17 protein-coding genes are annotated in these 16984 nt (G+C 51.4%); 10 read left to right on the forward strand and 7 right to left on the reverse strand.

What is annotated here, in order from left to right:
- Nucleotides 1-91: 91 nt before the first annotated feature.
- Nucleotides 92-499 carry a histone-like nucleoid-structuring protein H-NS gene (hns, locus tag ACFL9S_RS04880; protein WP_133842144.1) on the reverse strand — a complete coding sequence of 136 codons (408 nt, stop codon included), beginning with the start codon at nucleotides 497-499 and terminating at the stop codon, nucleotides 92-94.
- Nucleotides 500-862: 363 nt separating this feature from the next.
- On the opposite strand from hns, the gene tdk reads away from it, so the two are divergent.
- On the forward strand, nucleotides 863-1489 hold the full coding sequence (gene tdk, locus ACFL9S_RS04885) for a thymidine kinase (protein ID WP_405260598.1): 627 nt from the start codon (nucleotides 863-865) through the stop codon (nucleotides 1487-1489).
- Nucleotides 1490-1618: 129 nt separating this feature from the next.
- Here tdk and adhE read toward each other — a convergent pair whose 3' ends face one another.
- Both adhE and ACFL9S_RS04895 read right to left on the reverse strand, forming a co-directional pair.
- Nucleotides 1619-4309, reverse strand: coding sequence for a bifunctional acetaldehyde-CoA/alcohol dehydrogenase (gene adhE / locus ACFL9S_RS04890; RefSeq protein ID WP_405260600.1), 2691 nt, complete (start codon nucleotides 4307-4309; stop codon nucleotides 1619-1621).
- A gap of 236 nt (nucleotides 4310-4545) precedes the next feature.
- On the reverse strand, nucleotides 4546-4758 hold the full coding sequence (locus tag ACFL9S_RS04895) for a hypothetical protein (protein ID WP_405260602.1): 213 nt from the start codon (nucleotides 4756-4758) through the stop codon (nucleotides 4546-4548).
- 24 nt (nucleotides 4759-4782) lie between these two features.
- Between ACFL9S_RS04895 and ACFL9S_RS04900 the strand changes: the two genes are divergently transcribed.
- The 7 genes from ACFL9S_RS04900 to ACFL9S_RS04930 all read left to right on the forward strand — a co-directional run bounded on the left by ACFL9S_RS04900 (nucleotide 4783) and on the right by ACFL9S_RS04930 (nucleotide 12806).
- Nucleotides 4783-5430 carry a YchE family NAAT transporter gene (locus ACFL9S_RS04900; protein ID WP_405260604.1) on the forward strand — a complete coding sequence of 216 codons (648 nt, stop codon included), beginning with the start codon at nucleotides 4783-4785 and terminating at the stop codon, nucleotides 5428-5430.
- A gap of 791 nt (nucleotides 5431-6221) precedes the next feature.
- Nucleotides 6222-7859 carry an oligopeptide ABC transporter substrate-binding protein OppA gene (gene oppA / locus ACFL9S_RS04905; protein WP_405260606.1) on the forward strand — a complete coding sequence of 546 codons (1638 nt, stop codon included), beginning with the start codon at nucleotides 6222-6224 and terminating at the stop codon, nucleotides 7857-7859.
- 83 nt (nucleotides 7860-7942) lie between these two features.
- A complete protein-coding gene (oppB, locus tag ACFL9S_RS04910; protein ID WP_405260607.1) occupies nucleotides 7943-8863 on the forward strand; it encodes an oligopeptide ABC transporter permease OppB in 921 nt (306 codons plus the stop codon).
- Between the two features lie 14 nt (nucleotides 8864-8877).
- Nucleotides 8878-9786, forward strand: a complete 909-nt coding sequence (gene oppC, locus ACFL9S_RS04915) for an oligopeptide ABC transporter permease OppC (RefSeq protein ID WP_405260609.1) — start codon at nucleotides 8878-8880, stop codon at nucleotides 9784-9786.
- 11 nt (nucleotides 9787-9797) lie between these two features.
- Entirely contained in the window at nucleotides 9798-10814 is a 1017-nt protein-coding gene (locus ACFL9S_RS04920) for an ABC transporter ATP-binding protein (protein ID WP_405260611.1), read from the forward strand.
- Nucleotides 10811-11812, forward strand: a complete 1002-nt coding sequence (gene oppF, locus ACFL9S_RS04925) for a murein tripeptide/oligopeptide ABC transporter ATP binding protein OppF (protein ID WP_405260613.1) — start codon at nucleotides 10811-10813, stop codon at nucleotides 11810-11812. Before ACFL9S_RS04920 ends, oppF begins: the two co-directional genes overlap by 4 nt.
- Before the next feature lie 136 nt (nucleotides 11813-11948).
- Nucleotides 11949-12806, forward strand: a complete 858-nt coding sequence (locus ACFL9S_RS04930) for an ion transporter (protein ID WP_405260614.1) — start codon at nucleotides 11949-11951, stop codon at nucleotides 12804-12806.
- Between the two features lie 25 nt (nucleotides 12807-12831).
- On the opposite strand, the gene ACFL9S_RS04935 is transcribed toward ACFL9S_RS04930, so the two are convergent.
- Complete coding sequence (locus tag ACFL9S_RS04935; RefSeq protein ID WP_048915935.1) at nucleotides 12832-13155, reverse strand: HI1450 family dsDNA-mimic protein; 324 nt, start codon at nucleotides 13153-13155, stop codon at nucleotides 12832-12834.
- A 45-nt stretch (nucleotides 13156-13200) separates the two neighbouring features.
- Complete coding sequence (gene cls, locus ACFL9S_RS04940; protein ID WP_405260616.1) at nucleotides 13201-14661, reverse strand: cardiolipin synthase ClsA; 1461 nt, start codon at nucleotides 14659-14661, stop codon at nucleotides 13201-13203.
- A 171-nt stretch (nucleotides 14662-14832) separates the two neighbouring features.
- On the opposite strand from cls, the gene ACFL9S_RS04945 reads away from it, so the two are divergent.
- Nucleotides 14833-15006 carry a YciY family protein gene (locus ACFL9S_RS04945; RefSeq protein ID WP_137269397.1) on the forward strand — a complete coding sequence of 58 codons (174 nt, stop codon included), beginning with the start codon at nucleotides 14833-14835 and terminating at the stop codon, nucleotides 15004-15006.
- Nucleotides 15007-15049: 43 nt separating this feature from the next.
- On the opposite strand, the gene ACFL9S_RS04950 is transcribed toward ACFL9S_RS04945, so the two are convergent.
- Nucleotides 15050-15346 (reverse strand): YciI family protein, encoded by a 297-nt coding sequence (locus ACFL9S_RS04950; protein ID WP_405260619.1) that lies wholly within the window; start codon nucleotides 15344-15346, stop codon nucleotides 15050-15052.
- A 202-nt stretch (nucleotides 15347-15548) separates the two neighbouring features.
- On the opposite strand from ACFL9S_RS04950, the gene tonB reads away from it, so the two are divergent.
- On the forward strand, nucleotides 15549-16262 hold the full coding sequence (tonB, locus tag ACFL9S_RS04955; RefSeq protein ID WP_405260621.1) for a TonB system transport protein TonB: 714 nt from the start codon (nucleotides 15549-15551) through the stop codon (nucleotides 16260-16262).
- A gap of 227 nt (nucleotides 16263-16489) precedes the next feature.
- Here tonB and yciA read toward each other — a convergent pair whose 3' ends face one another.
- Entirely contained in the window at nucleotides 16490-16918 is a 429-nt protein-coding gene (yciA, locus tag ACFL9S_RS04960; RefSeq protein WP_405260623.1) for an acyl-CoA thioester hydrolase YciA, read from the reverse strand.
- Nucleotides 16919-16984: the final 66 nt, after the last annotated feature.

Below are 16984 nucleotides of genomic sequence, written 5' to 3' on the forward strand. Positions count from 1 at the left end.
TTTTTTATCTGTACCTGGTGATAACAACTAAAAATAGGACCAAAAAAACCCCATTTAATTATGGGGTAGTAGAGAAGGACCTTGAGCAGAATTACAGAAGAAAGTCTTCCAGCTTCTTGCCTTGCTCTTCAATGGCTTTTTTGATGACTGCTGGAGTACGACCCTGGCCTGTCCAGGTCTTGCTTTCGCCATTCTCATCAATGTAAGAATATTTAGCAGGGCGCGCAGCACGTTTAGCTTTACCTGGCGCTTTAGCCGCAGCCAGAGTAGACAGTAATTCATTTGGATCAATGCCGTCAGCGATCAGCATATCGCGGTATTGCTGCAGTTTACGTGTACGCTCTTCAACTTCAGCCTGAGCCTGGTTATCTTCGTCACGACGTTCATTAACGACAACTTCCAGCTTCTCCAGCATTTCTTCCAGCGTTTCCAGGCTACATTCTCTCGCCTGAGCACGCAGTGTACGGATGTTGTTCAGAATTTTAAGTGCTTCGCTCATTGTCCAATTCTCTAAATTATATTGATAGGGATGTTTCTGCCTGATAATAATAGTGTTCGTCATTCGGAACTGCAATAGTTAATTTTGTAAGAAAGCCGAATGAGCTAATAAAGCATAATATTTAGTTAAAAAAAAAGAGTCAAAATATGATGTGCTAGCTAAATAATGCCCTTTTCAGTCGATGCTTGCACTGATGGAACGCGTTCCTCGTTAACATTTGTTAATTGTTAAATCTTGCGCGGCCTGTACGATACATACCATCTTGCCACTATTTATTACCGGGTTATTATCGGTGCCAGGGCCTTAACAACCGTGTTTATGTTACACTCCGGCCATCTTTAGCGACATGGGGGGCGGGGCTCTATGGCTCAACTTTATTTCTATTACTCGGCCATGAACGCCGGTAAGTCAACGGCATTACTGCAGTCTTCTTATAACTATCATGAGCGTGGTATGCGCACGCTGGTGTATACCGCAGAGATTGATAATCGCTTTGGCGCGGGGCGGGTGAGTTCGCGCATTGGGCTTTCTTCTCCGGCTAAATTGTATAATAACAACACTTCGCTGTTTAGTGAGATAAACGCAGAACACCAGATCGAACCGATTCACTGTGTGCTGGTGGATGAAAGTCAGTTTTTGACACGCGATCAGGTGAAAGCATTATCTGATGTTGTTGATAATTTAGATATACCTGTACTTTGTTATGGTTTGCGTACAGATTTTCGGGGTGAGTTATTTATCGGCAGTCAGTACCTGCTGGCCTGGTCAGATAAACTGGTTGAATTAAAAACCATCTGTCATTGTGGCAGGAAAGCCAGCATGGTATTACGCCTGAATGAAAGCGGAAAACCCTTTAAAGAAGGGGCTCAGGTGGTGATTGGCGGTAATGAACGTTACGTTTCCGTATGTCGTAAACACTACTATGAAGCGCTTGACAGCGGATCGATGGTGGCTATTTACGGGCATCGTCATTCCGAAGACAATGCCTGAAAGTATTCTCTTACATAAAAGGTGAGTGTGGTTTAGCTTATACCGTTTATAAGCATTGCTTACTATTTCATGCACCTTTATGTATTAAAAAACCCGCCAGATGGCGGGTTTTTTTGTGTCACGAAGGATTTAGTGTTTCACTTTACGTTCTGCTTTCTTAACTTCACCTGCAGATTCAGTGGCTGTTACCGCTTCTGCCACATTGGCGAAAGGCTCAACAAAGTCACGACCGTAGAAGCTATCCAGCATAATCTGTTTCAACTCAGCAATCAGCGGATAACGTGGGTTAGCGCCGGTACACTGGTCATCGAAAGCATCATCAGCCAGCTTATCCACTTTTGCCAGGAAGTCTGCTTCCTGAACGCCCGCTTCGCGGATGGATTTAGGAATGCCCAGTTCTGCTTTCATGCCATCCAGCCACACCAGCAGTTTTTCGATTTTCTGCGCAGTGCGGTCACCCGGTGCGCTGAGGCGCAGGTGATCGGCGACTTCAGCGTAACGACGACGTGCCTGAGGACGGTCATACTGGCTGAACGCGGTCTGTTTGGTTGGGTTGTCATTGGCGTTATAGCGGATAACGTTGCAAATCAACAGTGAGTTCGCCAGACCGTGTGGGATGTGGAACTCTGAACCCAGTTTATGGGCCATTGAGTGACAAACCCCAAGGAAGGCGTTGGCAAAGGCAATCCCAGCAATGGTCGCGGCGTTGTGAACGCGTTCACGTGCAACCGGGTTTTTCGCGCCTTCGTTGTAACTGGCTGGCAAGTTTTCCTGCAGCAGTTTTAACGCCTGAAGTGCCTGGCCGTCAGAGTATTCGTTAGCCAGCACGGAAACGTAGGCTTCCAGTGCGTGGGTCACGGCATCCAGTCCACCGAAGGCACACAGGGATTTCGGCATATCCATGACCAGGTTGGCGTCAACAATCGCCATGTCCGGGGTCAGCGCATAGTCTGCCAGTGGGTATTTCTGGCCCGTTGCATCGTCGGTAACAACCGCAAACGGCGTCACTTCTGAACCGGTACCTGACGTTGTGGTTACCGCGATCATTTTCGCTTTCACGCCCATTTTCGGGAACTTGTAGATGCGTTTACGGATATCCATAAAGCGCAGCGCCAGTTCTTCGAAAGAGGTTTCAGGGTGTTCGTACATTACCCACATGATTTTCGCTGCATCCATCGGTGAACCACCGCCCAGGGCGATAATCACGTCAGGTTTGAACGAAAGCATCTGCTCAGCACCTTTGCGAACGATACTCAGCGTTGGGTCGGCTTCCACTTCGAAGAACACTTCGGTTTCAACGCCACGTGCTTTCAGCACGTTGACGACCTGGTCCGCATAACCATTATTAAACAGGAAGCGGTCGGTCACGATAAAGGCGCGTTTCGCCCCGTCGGTAGCCACTTCATCCAGAGCAATAGGCAGTGAACCGCGACGGAAGTAGATAGATTTAGGAAGCTTGTGCCACAACATATTCTCTGCTCGCTTGGCCACGGTTTTCTTGTTGATCAGATGTTTTGGTCCGACGTTTTCAGAAATCGAGTTACCACCCCATGAGCCGCAGCCCAATGTCAGTGATGGTGCGAGTTTGAAGTTGTAGAGGTCACCGATACCACCCTGAGAAGCAGGGGTGTTAATCAGAATGCGCGCAGTCTTCATTTTGTCGCCGAAGAAATTCACGCGTTCACGTTCGTTATCCTGGTCGGTATACAGGCAAGAGGTATGACCGATACCGCCCATTGCCACCAGTTTTTCTGCTTTGCTGACGGCGTCATTGAAGTCTTTGGCACGATACATGGCAAGCGTCGGAGACAGTTTTTCGTGAGCGAAAGGCTCTGACTCATCGACCAGCTTCACTTCACCGATCAGAATTTTGGTGGTGCCCGGTACGGTAATACCGGCCATTTCCGCAATTTTCACCGCAGGCTGACCAACAATGGCTGCATTCAGTGCGCCATTCTTCAGAATAATATCCTGAATGGCTTTCAGCTCTTTACCCTGCAACATGTAGCCGCCGTGGCTGGCAAAGCGTTCACGCACTGCATCATAAACGCTGTCGACCACAATCACTGATTGCTCAGAAGCACAGATAACACCGTTGTCGAAGGTTTTTGACATCAGAATAGAAGCAACGGCACGTTTGATATCCGCCGTTTCATCGATCACGACAGGTGTATTACCTGCACCAACGCCGATGGCAGGCTTACCAGAGCTGTAGGCCGCTTTCACCATGCCCGGACCGCCGGTTGCCAGAATCAGGTTGATATCAGGGTGATGCATCAGCTGATTGGACAGCTCAACAGAAGGGACATCAATCCACCCGATAATATCTTTCGGGGCACCCGCAGCAATCGCGGCCTGCAAAACAATATCCGCAGCTTTATTGGTGGCGTTCTTAGCACGTGGGTGCGGCGAGAAGATGATCCCATTACGGGTCTTCAGGCTGATCAGTGCCTTAAAGATAGCGGTAGAGGTTGGGTTAGTGGTTGGGACGATACCGCAGATGATGCCGGTCGGTTCTGCGATGGTGATTGTACCGAAAGTGTCATCGGTCGCGAGAATGCCGCAGGTTTTTTCGTCTTTGTAAGCGTTATAGATGTATTCGGAAGCAAAGTGGTTTTTGATAACTTTATCTTCAACAATCCCCATGCCGGATTCGGCAACGGCCATTTTGGCCAGTGGGATACGGGCATCCGCTGCAGCAAATGCTGCGGCCCGGAAGATTTTGTCTACTTGTTCTTGCGTGAAGTTGGCATATTCACGCTGGGCTTGTTTAACACGTTCAACCAGTGCATTAAGTTCAGTGATATTAGTAACGGCCATGTGGCTCTCCTGAAAGTTAAACTCTATTAGTAAACAAGTCAGAACTAGCAATTATAGTCATGTCGGACAACACTGCCTGCCAGGGCTTGCCGAATGGCTAAAAACGTTCTAATAGGTTTACTAAAAGAGTCTGTGGTACAGGTTATTACAGATCCCTTTCGGTACGTTATCATCTTCCTTTGATGTCCCTGAGCATAGCGGTTGTGCCGGGGTGAAAAGATGATTTAGATCATTATTTATGTAAGCTGATACCATTCAGCCATTGGAATAATCTGATCTGAATAAAAGTCATCTTTTGTGCAAAAAATATGCGCTTTTTTGTTTTTTATTGTGCTGAAATGTGAGGTTTCAGCAGTCATAATCGCTGGCTTTACGCTGATAATTTGGTGTGATATTCCGGTCTTTGGGGGATAGTCATTATCAGCGATTTCTATTACATTAGCGGCCATCAATCGTCCCCCACAGGAGCGCATGTGAATCCTGCTCTTTTAGATCTCTCTGGCTATATCAAATTTTTCGTTGGTCTGTTTGCACTGGTCAACCCGATTGGGATCATCCCGGTGTTCATCAGTATGACCAGCTACCAGATTCCGGCAGCGAGGAATAAAACCAACCTGACAGCCAATCTGTCGGTGGCGATTATTCTGTGGACGGCGCTGTTTCTCGGTGACGGCATCCTGCATATTTTTGGCATCTCGATTGATTCTTTCCGTATTGCGGGCGGCATTCTGGTGGTGACCATCGCAATGTCGATGATCAGTGGGAAGCTGGGTGAAGATAAACAGAACAAACAGGAAAAGTCAGAAAGCGCTAACCGCGAAAGTATTGGCGTTGTGCCACTGGCGCTGCCGCTGATGGCCGGGCCGGGTGCTATCAGCTCGACCATTGTCTGGAGCACCCGCTACCATAGCTGGCAAAACCTGCTCGGCTTTACCCTGGCCATTGCGCTGTTTGCTTTTTGTTGTTGGCTGTTATTCCGCGCCGCCCCCTTGATGGTCAGAGTACTGGGGCAAACGGGGATTAACGTCGTAACTCGTATTATGGGCTTACTGTTGATGGCGTTAGGGATTGAATTTGTCGTGACTGGCCTTCGGGCACTGTTCCCCGGGCTTACAAATTAACCCGGTTAAAATTCTGAATTGGTAAATATAAAGCGCATTTAATGCGCTTTTTTTTAACACCCCTATCCCGTAATGCACTGAAAAGGTGCAACACACCATTTTGGTGTATTGTTTTGGTGCATTTATTCATTTCTCTTACATTAACGTGGCAATTATTAATGTAATTACTGCAAACGATATGATTATCCATGCAATTGTAGGGGGTGTGATTTTTTTAACATCACAACATAGCGCGGAGTGGCGTTATTTGTGGTTTTTACTGCTGGTTTTTCGTTAAATAGCAGTGTTAATGTAATTATTACTCATATTTATACGATATTTGCTTAAAAATCATTCGAAAAAAATCCTGTTTTTGAAAAAACTCACGCTATAACCCCTCTTTATTACTATTTATCATCAATTTAGCTGTTATTTTTCAATAATAAATAACGCTTTATCCCTGCTTTTTATCGTGATAAAAGAGAAATGGTTAACATTTTTGCTATTTAGCTTTAGCGCAAATGCAGCCCTTCTGATAATTTTTTAATGGCGTTGATAAAAAGTGGCACTGGAAATGCAATCCCAAGGGGGGCGTTCTGAAGTCTTACCGCTCCCCATGCCAGACCGAACATGACAACGTGCGGCACCGCCGGGCGTTGAAAGGTGATAGCAAGCAGTTCTCAGCAGTACAGAGTATAAAAAAAACAAACCGGGTAGCCTCGTTCCGCTGCCCGATGAAGTTTTCCCGAAAATAGGGTAACCGCGGTGCCTGTCACACGTCGGTATTAATAAAAACTGGAATAGGTAAAAAAATGATCAACATCACGAAGAAGAGTCTGATCGCCGTGGGCGTGATGGCGGCGCTGGGATCAATGACAGCACAGCAGGCTTTTGCAGCATCCGTGCCGGCAGGTGTCGAGCTGGCTGCGAAGCAGGAGTTAGTAAAAGGTAACGGTGCAGAATTACAGTCACTTGACCCGCATAAAATAGAAGGTGTGCCGGAATCTAACGTCAACCGTGACCTGCTTGAAGGTCTGGTTATCAGTGACCTGCAGGGGCACCCGATTCCAGGCGTGGCCGAGAGCTGGGACAATAAAGACGGCAAGGTGTGGACATTCCACCTGCGCAACAACGCCAAATGGTCCAATGGCGAGCCGGTAACGGCACAAGACTTCGTTTACAGCTGGCAGCGTCTCGCCGATCCGAAAACAGCTTCTCCTTACGCCAGTTACCTGCAGTACGGCCATCTGGCGAACATCGACGATATTATTGCGGGTAAAAAAAGCCCGGACACGCTGGGCGTGAAGGCGATCGATGCGCATACGCTGGAAGTCACACTGAGCGAGCCGGTACCTTATTTCTATAAACTGCTGATCCATCCTTCCATGTCCCCGGTGAATAAAGCGGCGGTAGATAAATTTGGTGAGAAGTGGACTCAGCCCGCTAACTGGGTGGGTAACGGCGCCTTCAAACTCTCTGAGTGGGTGGTGAACGAACGCATTGTTCTGGTGCGTAATACCGATTACTGGGACAACGCGGAAACCAAACTGGATAAAGTCACCTTCCTGCCGATCTCATCTGAAGTGACCGATGTTAACCGCTACCGCAGCGGCGGCAGCGATATGACCTACAACAACATGCCGATTGAGCTGTTCCAGAAGCTGAAAAAAGATATCCCGACCGAAGTGCATGTTGACCCTTATCTCTGTACTTACTATTACGAAATCAATAACCAGAAAGCACCGTTCAACGATCCGCGCGTTCGTGCTGCGCTGAAACTGGGTATTGACCGCGACATCATCGTTAATAAAGTGAAAGGACAGGGCGATCTGCCTGCCTACAGTTTCACTCCGCCTTATACCGAAGGTATTAAGCTGACGCCGCCAGAGTGGTTTGGCTGGTCCCAGGAAAAACGTAATGAAGAAGCGAAAAAATTACTGGCTGAAGCAGGTTACACTGCGGATAAACCACTGACCTTCAATCTGCTGTATAACACCTCCGATCTGCATAAGAAGCTGGCGATCGCTGCCGCGTCGATCTGGAAGAAAAACCTGGGTGTGAACGTTAAACTGGAAAACCAGGAGTGGAAGACCTTCCTGGATACGCGTCACCAGGGCAACTTTGATGTAGCACGTGCAGGCTGGTGCGCTGACTACAACGAACCGACCACCTTCTTAGGCACCATGCAGTCAAAAAGCAGCAACAACACCTCCCACTATAAGAGTGAAGCCTTCGATAAAGCGATGGATGCGGCACTGGCATCAGCGGACGAAGCGACCCGCGCTACCCGTTATGCCGATGCTGAGAAAATCCTCGATAAAGATTCCGTCATCGTGCCGGTCTATTACTACGTCAATGCCCGTCTGGTGAAACCTTACGTCGGCGGCTACACAGGTAAAGATCCGCTGGATAACGTTTACGATAAAAACTTGTACATCATTAAACATTAATGGTCGTTCCCGGGGAGGGGTAACTCTCCCCGGCAGATCTTTTATAGAGCAGTGCTGAGGCAGTAAGCCGGGCAGGTAGGGCAATGTTAAAATTTATCTTTCGTCGTTTTCTTGAAGCGATCCCGACGTTATTTATTCTGATCACCATCTCCTTTTTTATGATGCGTCTGGCTCCCGGAAGTCCGTTTACCGGCGAGCGCACGCTGTCACCTGAAGTTATGGCCAATATTGAAGCCAAATATCATTTAAACGATCCGATCCTGACGCAGTACTTCAGTTATCTGAAGCAGCTGGCGCACGGGGATTTTGGTCCATCGTTTAAATACAAAGATTATACGGTCAACGATCTGGTGGCCGGGTCATTCCCTGTGTCGGCCAAACTGGGGGCAGCTGCGTTTCTGTTTGCCCTGGTACTGGGCGTCAGTGCGGGCGTGATTGCCGCGCTAAAACAGAACACAAAATGGGATTATGCCGTGATGGGCGTGGCGATGACCGGGATCGTTATTCCCAGTTTCGTTGTGGCGCCGCTACTGGTGCTGCTGTTCTCGATTACCCTGAAGTGGCTGCCCGGGGGCGGCTGGAATGGCGGGGCGCTGAAATTTATGATCCTGCCGATGGTGGCGTTGTCGCTGGCCTACATTGCCAGCATCGCGCGTATTACCCGTGGTTCGATGATCGAAGTGCTGCACTCCAACTTTATTCGTACTGCCCGCGCCAAGGGGCTGCCGATGCATCGTATCGTTCTGTGTCATGCGCTGAAGCCCGCGCTGCTGCCGGTGCTCTCCTACCTTGGCCCGGCCTTTGTCGGCATCATTACCGGTTCAATGGTTATTGAAACCATTTACGGTCTGCCGGGCATTGGCCAGCTGTTTGTTAACGGGGCACTGAACCGTGACTATTCGCTGGTATTAAGCCTGACGATTCTGGTCGGGGCGCTGACCATTCTGTTCAATGCGATTGTTGACGTGCTGTATGCGGTCATCGATCCAAAAATTCGTTACTGATCCAGGAGCTGGGGATGATTTTTGTTAAGAAAAACAGCGAAGCTCTGGATAACTTCAGTGAAAAGCTTGAGATCGAAGGGCGTAGCCTGTGGCAGGATGCGCGCCGACGCTTTATCCATAACCGTGCCGCGGTAGCCAGCCTGTTTGTGCTGCTGCTGGTGGCACTGTTTGTGATTTTTGCACCGATGCTGTCGGCGTTCACCTACGACGACACGGACTGGGCAATGATGTCAGCGGCACCGGATATGAGTTCGGGCCACTATATGGGCACTGACTCGTCAGGGCGTGACCTGTTGGTACGTGTGGCGATTGGTGGGCGTATCTCCTTGATGGTCGGGATTGCTGCTGCGCTGGTGGCGGTGCTGCTCGGTACGCTGTACGGCACGCTGGCGGGATATCTTGGCGGGCGCGTTGATTCCCTGATGATGCGCGTGCTTGAGATCCTCAACTCCTTCCCGTTTATGTTCTTCGTTATCCTGCTGGTCACCTTCTTTGGTCAAAATATTCTGCTGATTTTCGTCGCCATCGGCATGGTGTCGTGGCTGGATATGGCGCGTATTGTGCGCGGACAGACGTTGAGCCTGAAACGTAAAGAGTTTATCGAAGCGGCGGAAGTGGGCGGGGTGTCCACCTTCAATATCGTTCTGCGCCATATCGTCCCCAATGTGTTGGGCGTGGTGGTGGTGTATGCCTCACTGCTGGTGCCGAGCATGATCCTGTTTGAATCCTTCCTGAGTTTCCTCGGCCTCGGCACGCAGGAACCGCTGAGCAGCTGGGGAGCGTTGCTCAGTGACGGTGCTAACTCGATGGAGGTTTCACCCTGGCTGCTGCTTTATCCAGCCGGTTTTCTGGTGATTACCCTGTTCTGTTTCAACTTTATTGGCGATGGCCTGCGTGATGCCCTCGACCCGAAAGACCGTTAAGGAGTTTCCCTATGAGCGTAATTGAACTTCAGCCAGCAATGGCAAAAACCCAGGGAAGCGAACGGCTGCTGGATGTGAAAGATCTGCGTGTGACGTTCAGCACTCCCGATGGGGATGTCACGGCAGTGAACGATTTGAACTTCAGCCTGAGTGCGGGTGAAACCCTCGGCATTGTCGGGGAGTCCGGCTCAGGAAAATCGCAGACCGCGTTTGCCCTGATGGGACTGCTGGCCAGCAACGGCCGCATCGGTGGTTCAGCCCGTTTTAACGGCAGTGAGATCCTTAACCTGCCGGAAAAACAGCTCAACAAGCTGCGTGCCGAACAGATTGCGATGATCTTCCAGGACCCGATGACCTCGCTGAACCCGTATATGCGTGTTGGCCAGCAACTGATGGAAGTGCTGCAACTGCATAAAGGCATGAATGGGGCGCAGGCATTTGAAGAATCCGTCCGCATGCTCGATGCGGTAAAAATGCCGGAAGCCCGTAAGCGCATGAAAATGTTTCCCCACGAATTCTCCGGGGGCATGCGTCAGCGTGTGATGATCGCGATGGCGCTGTTGTGTCGTCCAAAGCTGCTGATTGCGGATGAGCCGACGACCGCACTCGATGTGACGGTGCAGGCGCAGATCATGACCCTGCTGAACGAACTCAAACGCGAATTTAACACCGCGATTATTATGATTACCCACGATCTGGGTGTGGTGGCGGGGATCTGCGACCAGGTGATGGTGATGTACGCCGGTCGGACTATGGAATATGGAAAAGCGCGTGACGTCTTCTACCATCCGTCACATCCTTACTCCATTGGCCTGTTGAATGCGGTGCCGCGACTTGATGCGGATGAAGGTGAAACACTGATGACCATTCCGGGTAACCCACCGAATCTGTCTCGCCTGCCGAAAGGCTGCCCGTTCCAGCCGCGCTGCCTGCATGCGATGGATATCTGTTCCAGCGCGCCGCCACTTGAGGCGTTCGGTGAAGGACGTCTGCGTGCCTGCTTTAAGCCCGTGGAGGAGTTGGTATGACATCGGTTGCTGAGAAAAAAGTGCTGCTGGAAATCGCCGATCTGAAGGTGCATTTCGATATCAAAGATGGTCATCAGTGGTTCTGGCAGCCGCCAAAAACCCTGAAAGCCGTCGATGGCGTTAGCCTGCGTCTGTACGAGGGGGAAACCCTGGGCGTGGTGGGCGAATCCGGTTGCGGTAAATCCACCCTGGCGCGCGCGATTATCGGGCTGGTGAAAGCGACAGAGGGCCGGGTGGCGTGGTTAGGACGCGATCTGTTAGGGCAGAGTGCTGACGAATGGCGTGCCGCGCGCAGCGATATCCAGATGATCTTCCAGGACCCCCTGGCATCGCTGAACCCGCGTATGAATATCGGAGAGATTATTGCGGAACCGCTGCGCACCTATCACCCGAAGATGCCGCGCCAGGAAGTGAAAGATCGTGTGAAGGAGATGATGCTGAAGGTCGGTCTGCTGCCTAACCTGATAAACCGTTATCCCCATGAGTTTTCTGGCGGGCAGTGCCAGCGTATCGGTATTGCACGTGCGCTGATCCTCGAACCGAAGCTGATTATCTGTGATGAACCGGTATCGGCGCTGGATGTGTCTATTCAGGCGCAGGTGGTCAATCTGCTGCAAAAGTTGCAGCGTGAGATGGGGCTGTCGCTGATCTTTATCGCGCACGATCTGGCTGTTGTGAAACATATCTCTGACCGCGTACTGGTGATGTATCTCGGACATGCCGTGGAGTTGGGCACCTATGATGAGGTGTATCAGAATCCACAGCATCCTTATACGCGGGCGCTGATGTCAGCAGTACCGATCCCCGATCCCGATCTGGAAAAGCAGAAGGTGATTCAACTGCTGGAAGGGGAGCTGCCATCGCCGATCAACCCGCCATCCGGCTGTGTGTTCCGCACGCGTTGCCCGATTGCCGGGCCGGAGTGCGCGAAAACCCGGCCATTGCTGGAGGGCAGTTTCCGTCACGCGGTCTCCTGCCTGAAAGTGGACCCGCTCTAGCGCTTATCCCCCGTTAACATCGCTGTCGAGCCGCATTGAACCTTCAATGCGGTTTTTTTTATTCCCCCCGTTTAGTGCTTGAACTTCCAATGGCTGGATCCTAGAACTACGCTTTCGCACAAAGCATGGAGGATTTATGGATCAGGAAGAACAGGGATGGCGTAACCGCCTGTATATTTTTTTATTTGATGTCAGCACTCTCGCGGGGCGGCGGTTTGAAGTTTTTTGGGTGATCACCACGCTTGTCAGCGTGTTCACGTTGTTTGTGGAGTCTTCCGAGCCGCATAAAATCTCTCTCGACATCAAAGACGCCTCTGTTTTTCTCCTTCTGGAATATGTCTTTACACTGCTCTTTAGCCTTGAGTATCTGCTGCGCGTGCTCACCACGCCACGGCCGCTGCAGTATGTAACGAGCTTTTTTGGATTTATCGATCTGGTTACCACGCTGCCGCTGTACCTATTCTGGCTTTGGCCGGAAATGGCCCTGAGCTATATGATGGCGATAAGGCTGCTGCGTGTGTTGCGCCTGCTGAGACTGATCAAACTCCTGCGCTATATGGGATCGGCCAATGTACTGTGGGAAACGCTGGTCAGTGCGCGTAAGAAGCTCTGCCTGTTTTTTGGCGGTGTGATGATATTGCTCTGTGTGTTCGGCGGACTCATGTATGTGATTGAAGGCCCTGAGCACGGCTTTACCAGTCTGCCCGTTGCGGTGTACTGGGCGGTGGTCACTATGACAACGGTGGGTTACGGGGATATCACGCCTCATACTCCGCTGGGGCGCATGCTCTCGTCAGTGCTGATACTGCTTGGCTATTCGTTGATCGCCATTCCAACGGGCGTAATGAGCTCGTATATGACGGATGTGATGCAGCGTAATCGCCACCGGCGTCACTGCACCGGGTGTCAGCAGACCGGCCATGACGATGATGCGCATTTCTGCAAAGGCTGCGGGGGAAGGCTGGACGATAAAAATAAAGAAGGCCCGGATTAACCGGGCCTGATAGCCGTAAGCGGGCTTACTCTTTCCACAAAATATGGCAGAGCTTATGGTCCTTCTCGCGGCAGAGAAGCACGCGGGCAAACACGTCGGTAATCGGTTCGCCGTCTTCTTCGCCCAGCCCAATCACCACCTCAGCGAAAAAGTCAGGGTTCAGGTCGAAATCGACATGTTCAGCCCAGTCTTCCGCAGGATCATACAGCTCTGCGCCGCCGCGTTCTTCAAACTGGAGGTTGAACAGAATGACGTCGGCCGGGTCAAGGTTATCAACTGCCAGCTCAAGGAAAATATCGTAAGCCTGTTCCAGCGTCTCGTCTTCGGTAAGGCGGTTGTTCAAATCCATAATATGTCCTGTGGTGCCATTGGGGGCTGTGCATTTTTGCTCGTTTTACAGCAATGGACTGAAGAAGTAAAACAGTCGTTCAACGATGCGCTGCCAGTAAGCACGGCGTGACCAGCGTTTTCCGTCAACCAGACGTGAACGGGCGATATAATCATCCTGAACGCGCGCCAGGTCACTGCCAAAGCCATCATCATCAATGACCAGAGTGATCTCGAAATTCAGCCACAGGCTGCGCATATCGAGGTTTACCGTCCCCACCAGACTGAGCTGCCCATCCACCAGAATGCTCTTGGTATGCAGCAGCCCGCCTTCGAACTGATAGATTTTCACCCCGGCGTCCAGCAGTTCACCAAAGAAAGCACGGCTGGCCCAACCGACCAGCACGGAGTCATTGTGCCGTGGCACAATAATGCTGACCTCAACGCCCCGGTAAGCCGCCGTGCAGATGGCATGGAGTAAATCGTCACTGGGAACGAAGTAGGGCGTGGTCATGATCAGCTGTTCGCGCGCGGAATAGACCGCCGTGAGCAGCGCCTGATGGATCATATCTTCCGGGAAGCCAGGGCCTGAGGCGATCACCTGAATGGTGTGGCCGCTCTCGGCTTCAAACGGCATCACATTATCATCGGGCGGTGGCGGCAAAATACGCTTACCGGTTTCAATTTCCCAGTCGCAGGAGTAGATAATGCCCATCGTGGTGGCGACCGGGCCTTCCATACGCGCCATCAAATCCACCCACTGGCCAACGCCTGCGTCCTGTTTAAAGTAACGCGGGTCCACCAGGTTCATACTGCCGGTGTAGGCAATATAGTTATCGATTAACACCACCTTCCGGTGCTGGCGCAGATCCATGCGGCGCAGGAAAACACGCAGCAGGCTGACTTTCAGCGCTTCCACCACATCCACACCGGCGTTGCGCATCATGGCAGCCCACGGACTGCGGAAAAAGTCGACGCTGCCTGCGGAATCGAGCATTAAACGGCAGTGAACACCGCGCCGCGCCGCAGCCATCAGCGCTTCTGCGACTTCATCGGCCTGTCCGCCAGGCTGCCAGATATAGAACACCATCTCAATGTTGTGGCGTGCCAGCTGAATATCGCGCACCAGCGTGCGCAGGGTATCGTCAGTGCTGGTCAGCAGTTGCAGCTGATTGCCTTTTACCCCGGCGATCCCCTGACGGTTCTCGCACAGCTGAAACAGTGAGCGGGCAACGTCACTGTTGGTTTCAGCAAAGATATGATGACTGGATTTCAATTCGTTAAGCCAGCGCGCCGTGGAAGGCCACATGGTGCGCGCACGCTCTGCCCGGCGCTTTCCCAGATGAAGTTCGCCGAAGGAGAGATAAGCGATAATTCCCACCAGCGGCAGGATATAGATAATCAGCAGCCATGCCATGGCAGAGGGCACCGCGCGGCGCTTCATCAGAATGCGCAAGGTCACACTGGCAATCAGTAACCAGTAGCCAAATACCAGCAGCCAGCTCATCACGGTGTAAAAAGTGGTCATTAAGTGAAAGTCCTGTTCACGCGGAAGTCTCTGGAGTTTACGTGCAGATGACAACGCTGGGAACCTTTAAACCGTAATCAGGTTAAAGAGATCGGACCTTGTGGGGAGAAAGAAAGGTTTATAATACGTCGCGAGTTTTTACTGTACACAGAGCCACAGACTGAGGGTGTCATGAGACGAAGCAGAAATGAAGTTGCACGCTGGCGCATGAGTCGCCAGGTACAGCGTCGCCGGGCGCGTTGGTTAGAAGGGCAGTCACGTCGTTATGGCCGCATGCACTCATTTCGCCATATGGTCAGTCAACAGCAGCGTCGTTCAATTCTGTTTATTACGCAGCATCACTGATACGTCTGGTGTTTCCGGCGGTTCACCGAACCGCCGGCCGCGATTAGAACGCGCGTTTGAAAGGCTTAACATCCACCTTTTTATACACGCCAGCCGCAATATACGGGTCATCCTGAGCCCAGGATTGCGCAGCTTCCAGTGAAGTAAACTCGGCGATAATCGTTGACCCGGTAAAACCCGCCACGCCAGGTTCATTGGTGTCCACCGCAGGCATTGGGCCAGCGATAATCAGACGACCTTCATCACGCAGCAATTGCAGGCGCGCAAGGTGAGCAGGGCGCACAGCGGTGCGTTTATCCAGTGAGTCAGCATTATCTTCAGCGTAAATTACGTAGAGCACCTTCATAACTCCTGTCGGGGATGAGATTCGGCATCACGTTAAGTGATCGTTAACTTTTGTGCAAACGAAACATAATTTGCCCTTGATAAAGGTCAGGTTGCTGCCTTTAAAAACGCAAATCCGCGATTGATCGTGAGAGGTTATTGAAATTGATTGCTATTTGCATTTAAAATCACCCCTTCACATTTTGACCAGAAAGATTATGACGACGCTAACAACTGATCTACCTCGCCGCTCACCTTTGCCATTGCTGATTTCGGTCGTACTGCATGGATCGGTGATCGGGGCACTGCTGTACGCCTCATTTCATCAGGTGGTCGAAATGCCAAAAGCGTCTCAGCCCATCAGCGTGTCGATGGTGGCACCTGAAGTGCAACCCGAACCTGCGCCCCCCGTTGTTGAACCCGAACCTGAACCGGTGGTGGAACCTGAACCGGCTCCGGAGCCACCGAAGCCTGAACCGGTGCCGATCCCGAAACCTGAACCTAAGCCAAAGCCTAAACCGAAGCCGGTGAAGAAAGAAGTGGTTAAGCCAAAGCAGGACGTGAAACCGCGCCCGGCGGCCCCGGCGGAAACCCGGCCAACAGAGCAGACAAAGCCATCCACGGCACCGAAGACCTCGCAGACTCCGTCTACGGCCGTTTCAACAGGTCCACGAGCGCTGACCGTGGGTAAGCCATCCTATCCGTCACGCGCCTTTGCGCTGCGTGTGGAAGGGCGGGTACGCGTGCAGTTTGACGTCGATAGCTCAGGACAGGTCGATAACATCCGTATCCTCTCTGCTGAACCACGTAATATGTTTGAGCGGGAAGTGAAGCAGGCAATGCGCAAATGGCGCTATGAAGCAGGCAAGCCAGGTAAGGACATTACGATGAATATTGTGTTCAAAATCAATGGCGGCACCAGCATCGAATAAAATTAGCCAGTATCATTAGCCAGTATCTTTTGCACCATGGCTGTGTTGGCTGCCTTCGCTAACCCCGGTCACTTACTCATGTAAGCTCCCGGGGATTAGCTCGTTTGCCGCCTTGCCCTAGCACAAAATCTACAGGCTAATTAAGAGTAGTAACCCTGGTCACCGACTAATGTCAGTTCGCGGGGTTGCCCTCGTACAAAATCTACAGGCTAATCAGGCGTCGGGAATTACTGCGCAGTATCCAGCGTGAAATTGATTTTATCATCGGGCAGGGAGCGCGGTTTTCCGTCCGGGTCGACGGCGACGTAAATAAACACCGCTTCGGTGGTGCAGTAGCGTTGCCCGATAGGTTCAGACGACACTTTCTTGATCCAGACTTCAATATTGATCGTGATCGAGCTGGTGCCGGTGCGGATGCAGCGTGCATGGCAGGTCACCACATCGCCCACCGCGACCGGTTTCAAAAAGGTCATCCCGTCAGCGCGTACGGTGACCACACGTCCTTCCGCAATCTCTTTGGCCAGAATAGCGCCGCCCATATCCATCTGCGACATCAGCCAGCCACCGAAAATATCACCGTTGGCATTGGTGTCTGCTGGCATGGCGAGGGTGCGCAGCACCATCTCACCCTGCGGGGTTCTTAATTCTTCGCTCATTGTAATATTCCTGACATTGCTGATTTCAAATGACCTGCTCGCCCGACAGAGTGTCCCGTCGGGCAT

The organism is Erwinia sp. AnSW2-5, assembly GCF_045107195.1.
Lineage (GTDB): Bacteria > Pseudomonadota > Gammaproteobacteria > Enterobacterales > Enterobacteriaceae > Erwinia.

Coding starts and splice junctions, on each gene's coding strand:
- ACFL9S_RS04895 (WP_405260602.1), bottom strand. CDS start 4,758: ATGGCCGCTAATGTAATAGAAATCGCTGATAATGACTATCCCCCAAAG.
- ACFL9S_RS04945 (WP_137269397.1), top strand. CDS start 14,833: ATGAGACGAAGCAGAAATGAAGTTGCACGCTGGCGCATGAGTCGCCAG.
- yciA (WP_405260623.1), bottom strand. CDS start 16,918: ATGAGCGAAGAATTAAGAACCCCGCAGGGTGAGATGGTGCTGCGCACC.
- tdk (WP_405260598.1), top strand. CDS start 863: ATGGCTCAACTTTATTTCTATTACTCGGCCATGAACGCCGGTAAGTCA.
- oppF (WP_405260613.1), top strand. CDS start 10,811: ATGACATCGGTTGCTGAGAAAAAAGTGCTGCTGGAAATCGCCGATCTG.
- ACFL9S_RS04935 (WP_048915935.1), bottom strand. CDS start 13,155: ATGGATTTGAACAACCGCCTTACCGAAGACGAGACGCTGGAACAGGCT.
- hns (WP_133842144.1), bottom strand. CDS start 499: ATGAGCGAAGCACTTAAAATTCTGAACAACATCCGTACACTGCGTGCT.
- cls (WP_405260616.1), bottom strand. CDS start 14,661: ATGACCACTTTTTACACCGTGATGAGCTGGCTGCTGGTATTTGGCTAC.
- oppB (WP_405260607.1), top strand. CDS start 7,943: ATGTTAAAATTTATCTTTCGTCGTTTTCTTGAAGCGATCCCGACGTTA.
- ACFL9S_RS04930 (WP_405260614.1), top strand. CDS start 11,949: ATGGATCAGGAAGAACAGGGATGGCGTAACCGCCTGTATATTTTTTTA.
- oppC (WP_405260609.1), top strand. CDS start 8,878: ATGATTTTTGTTAAGAAAAACAGCGAAGCTCTGGATAACTTCAGTGAA.
- ACFL9S_RS04920 (WP_405260611.1), top strand. CDS start 9,798: ATGAGCGTAATTGAACTTCAGCCAGCAATGGCAAAAACCCAGGGAAGC.
- oppA (WP_405260606.1), top strand. CDS start 6,222: ATGATCAACATCACGAAGAAGAGTCTGATCGCCGTGGGCGTGATGGCG.
- adhE (WP_405260600.1), bottom strand. CDS start 4,309: ATGGCCGTTACTAATATCACTGAACTTAATGCACTGGTTGAACGTGTT.
- tonB (WP_405260621.1), top strand. CDS start 15,549: ATGACGACGCTAACAACTGATCTACCTCGCCGCTCACCTTTGCCATTG.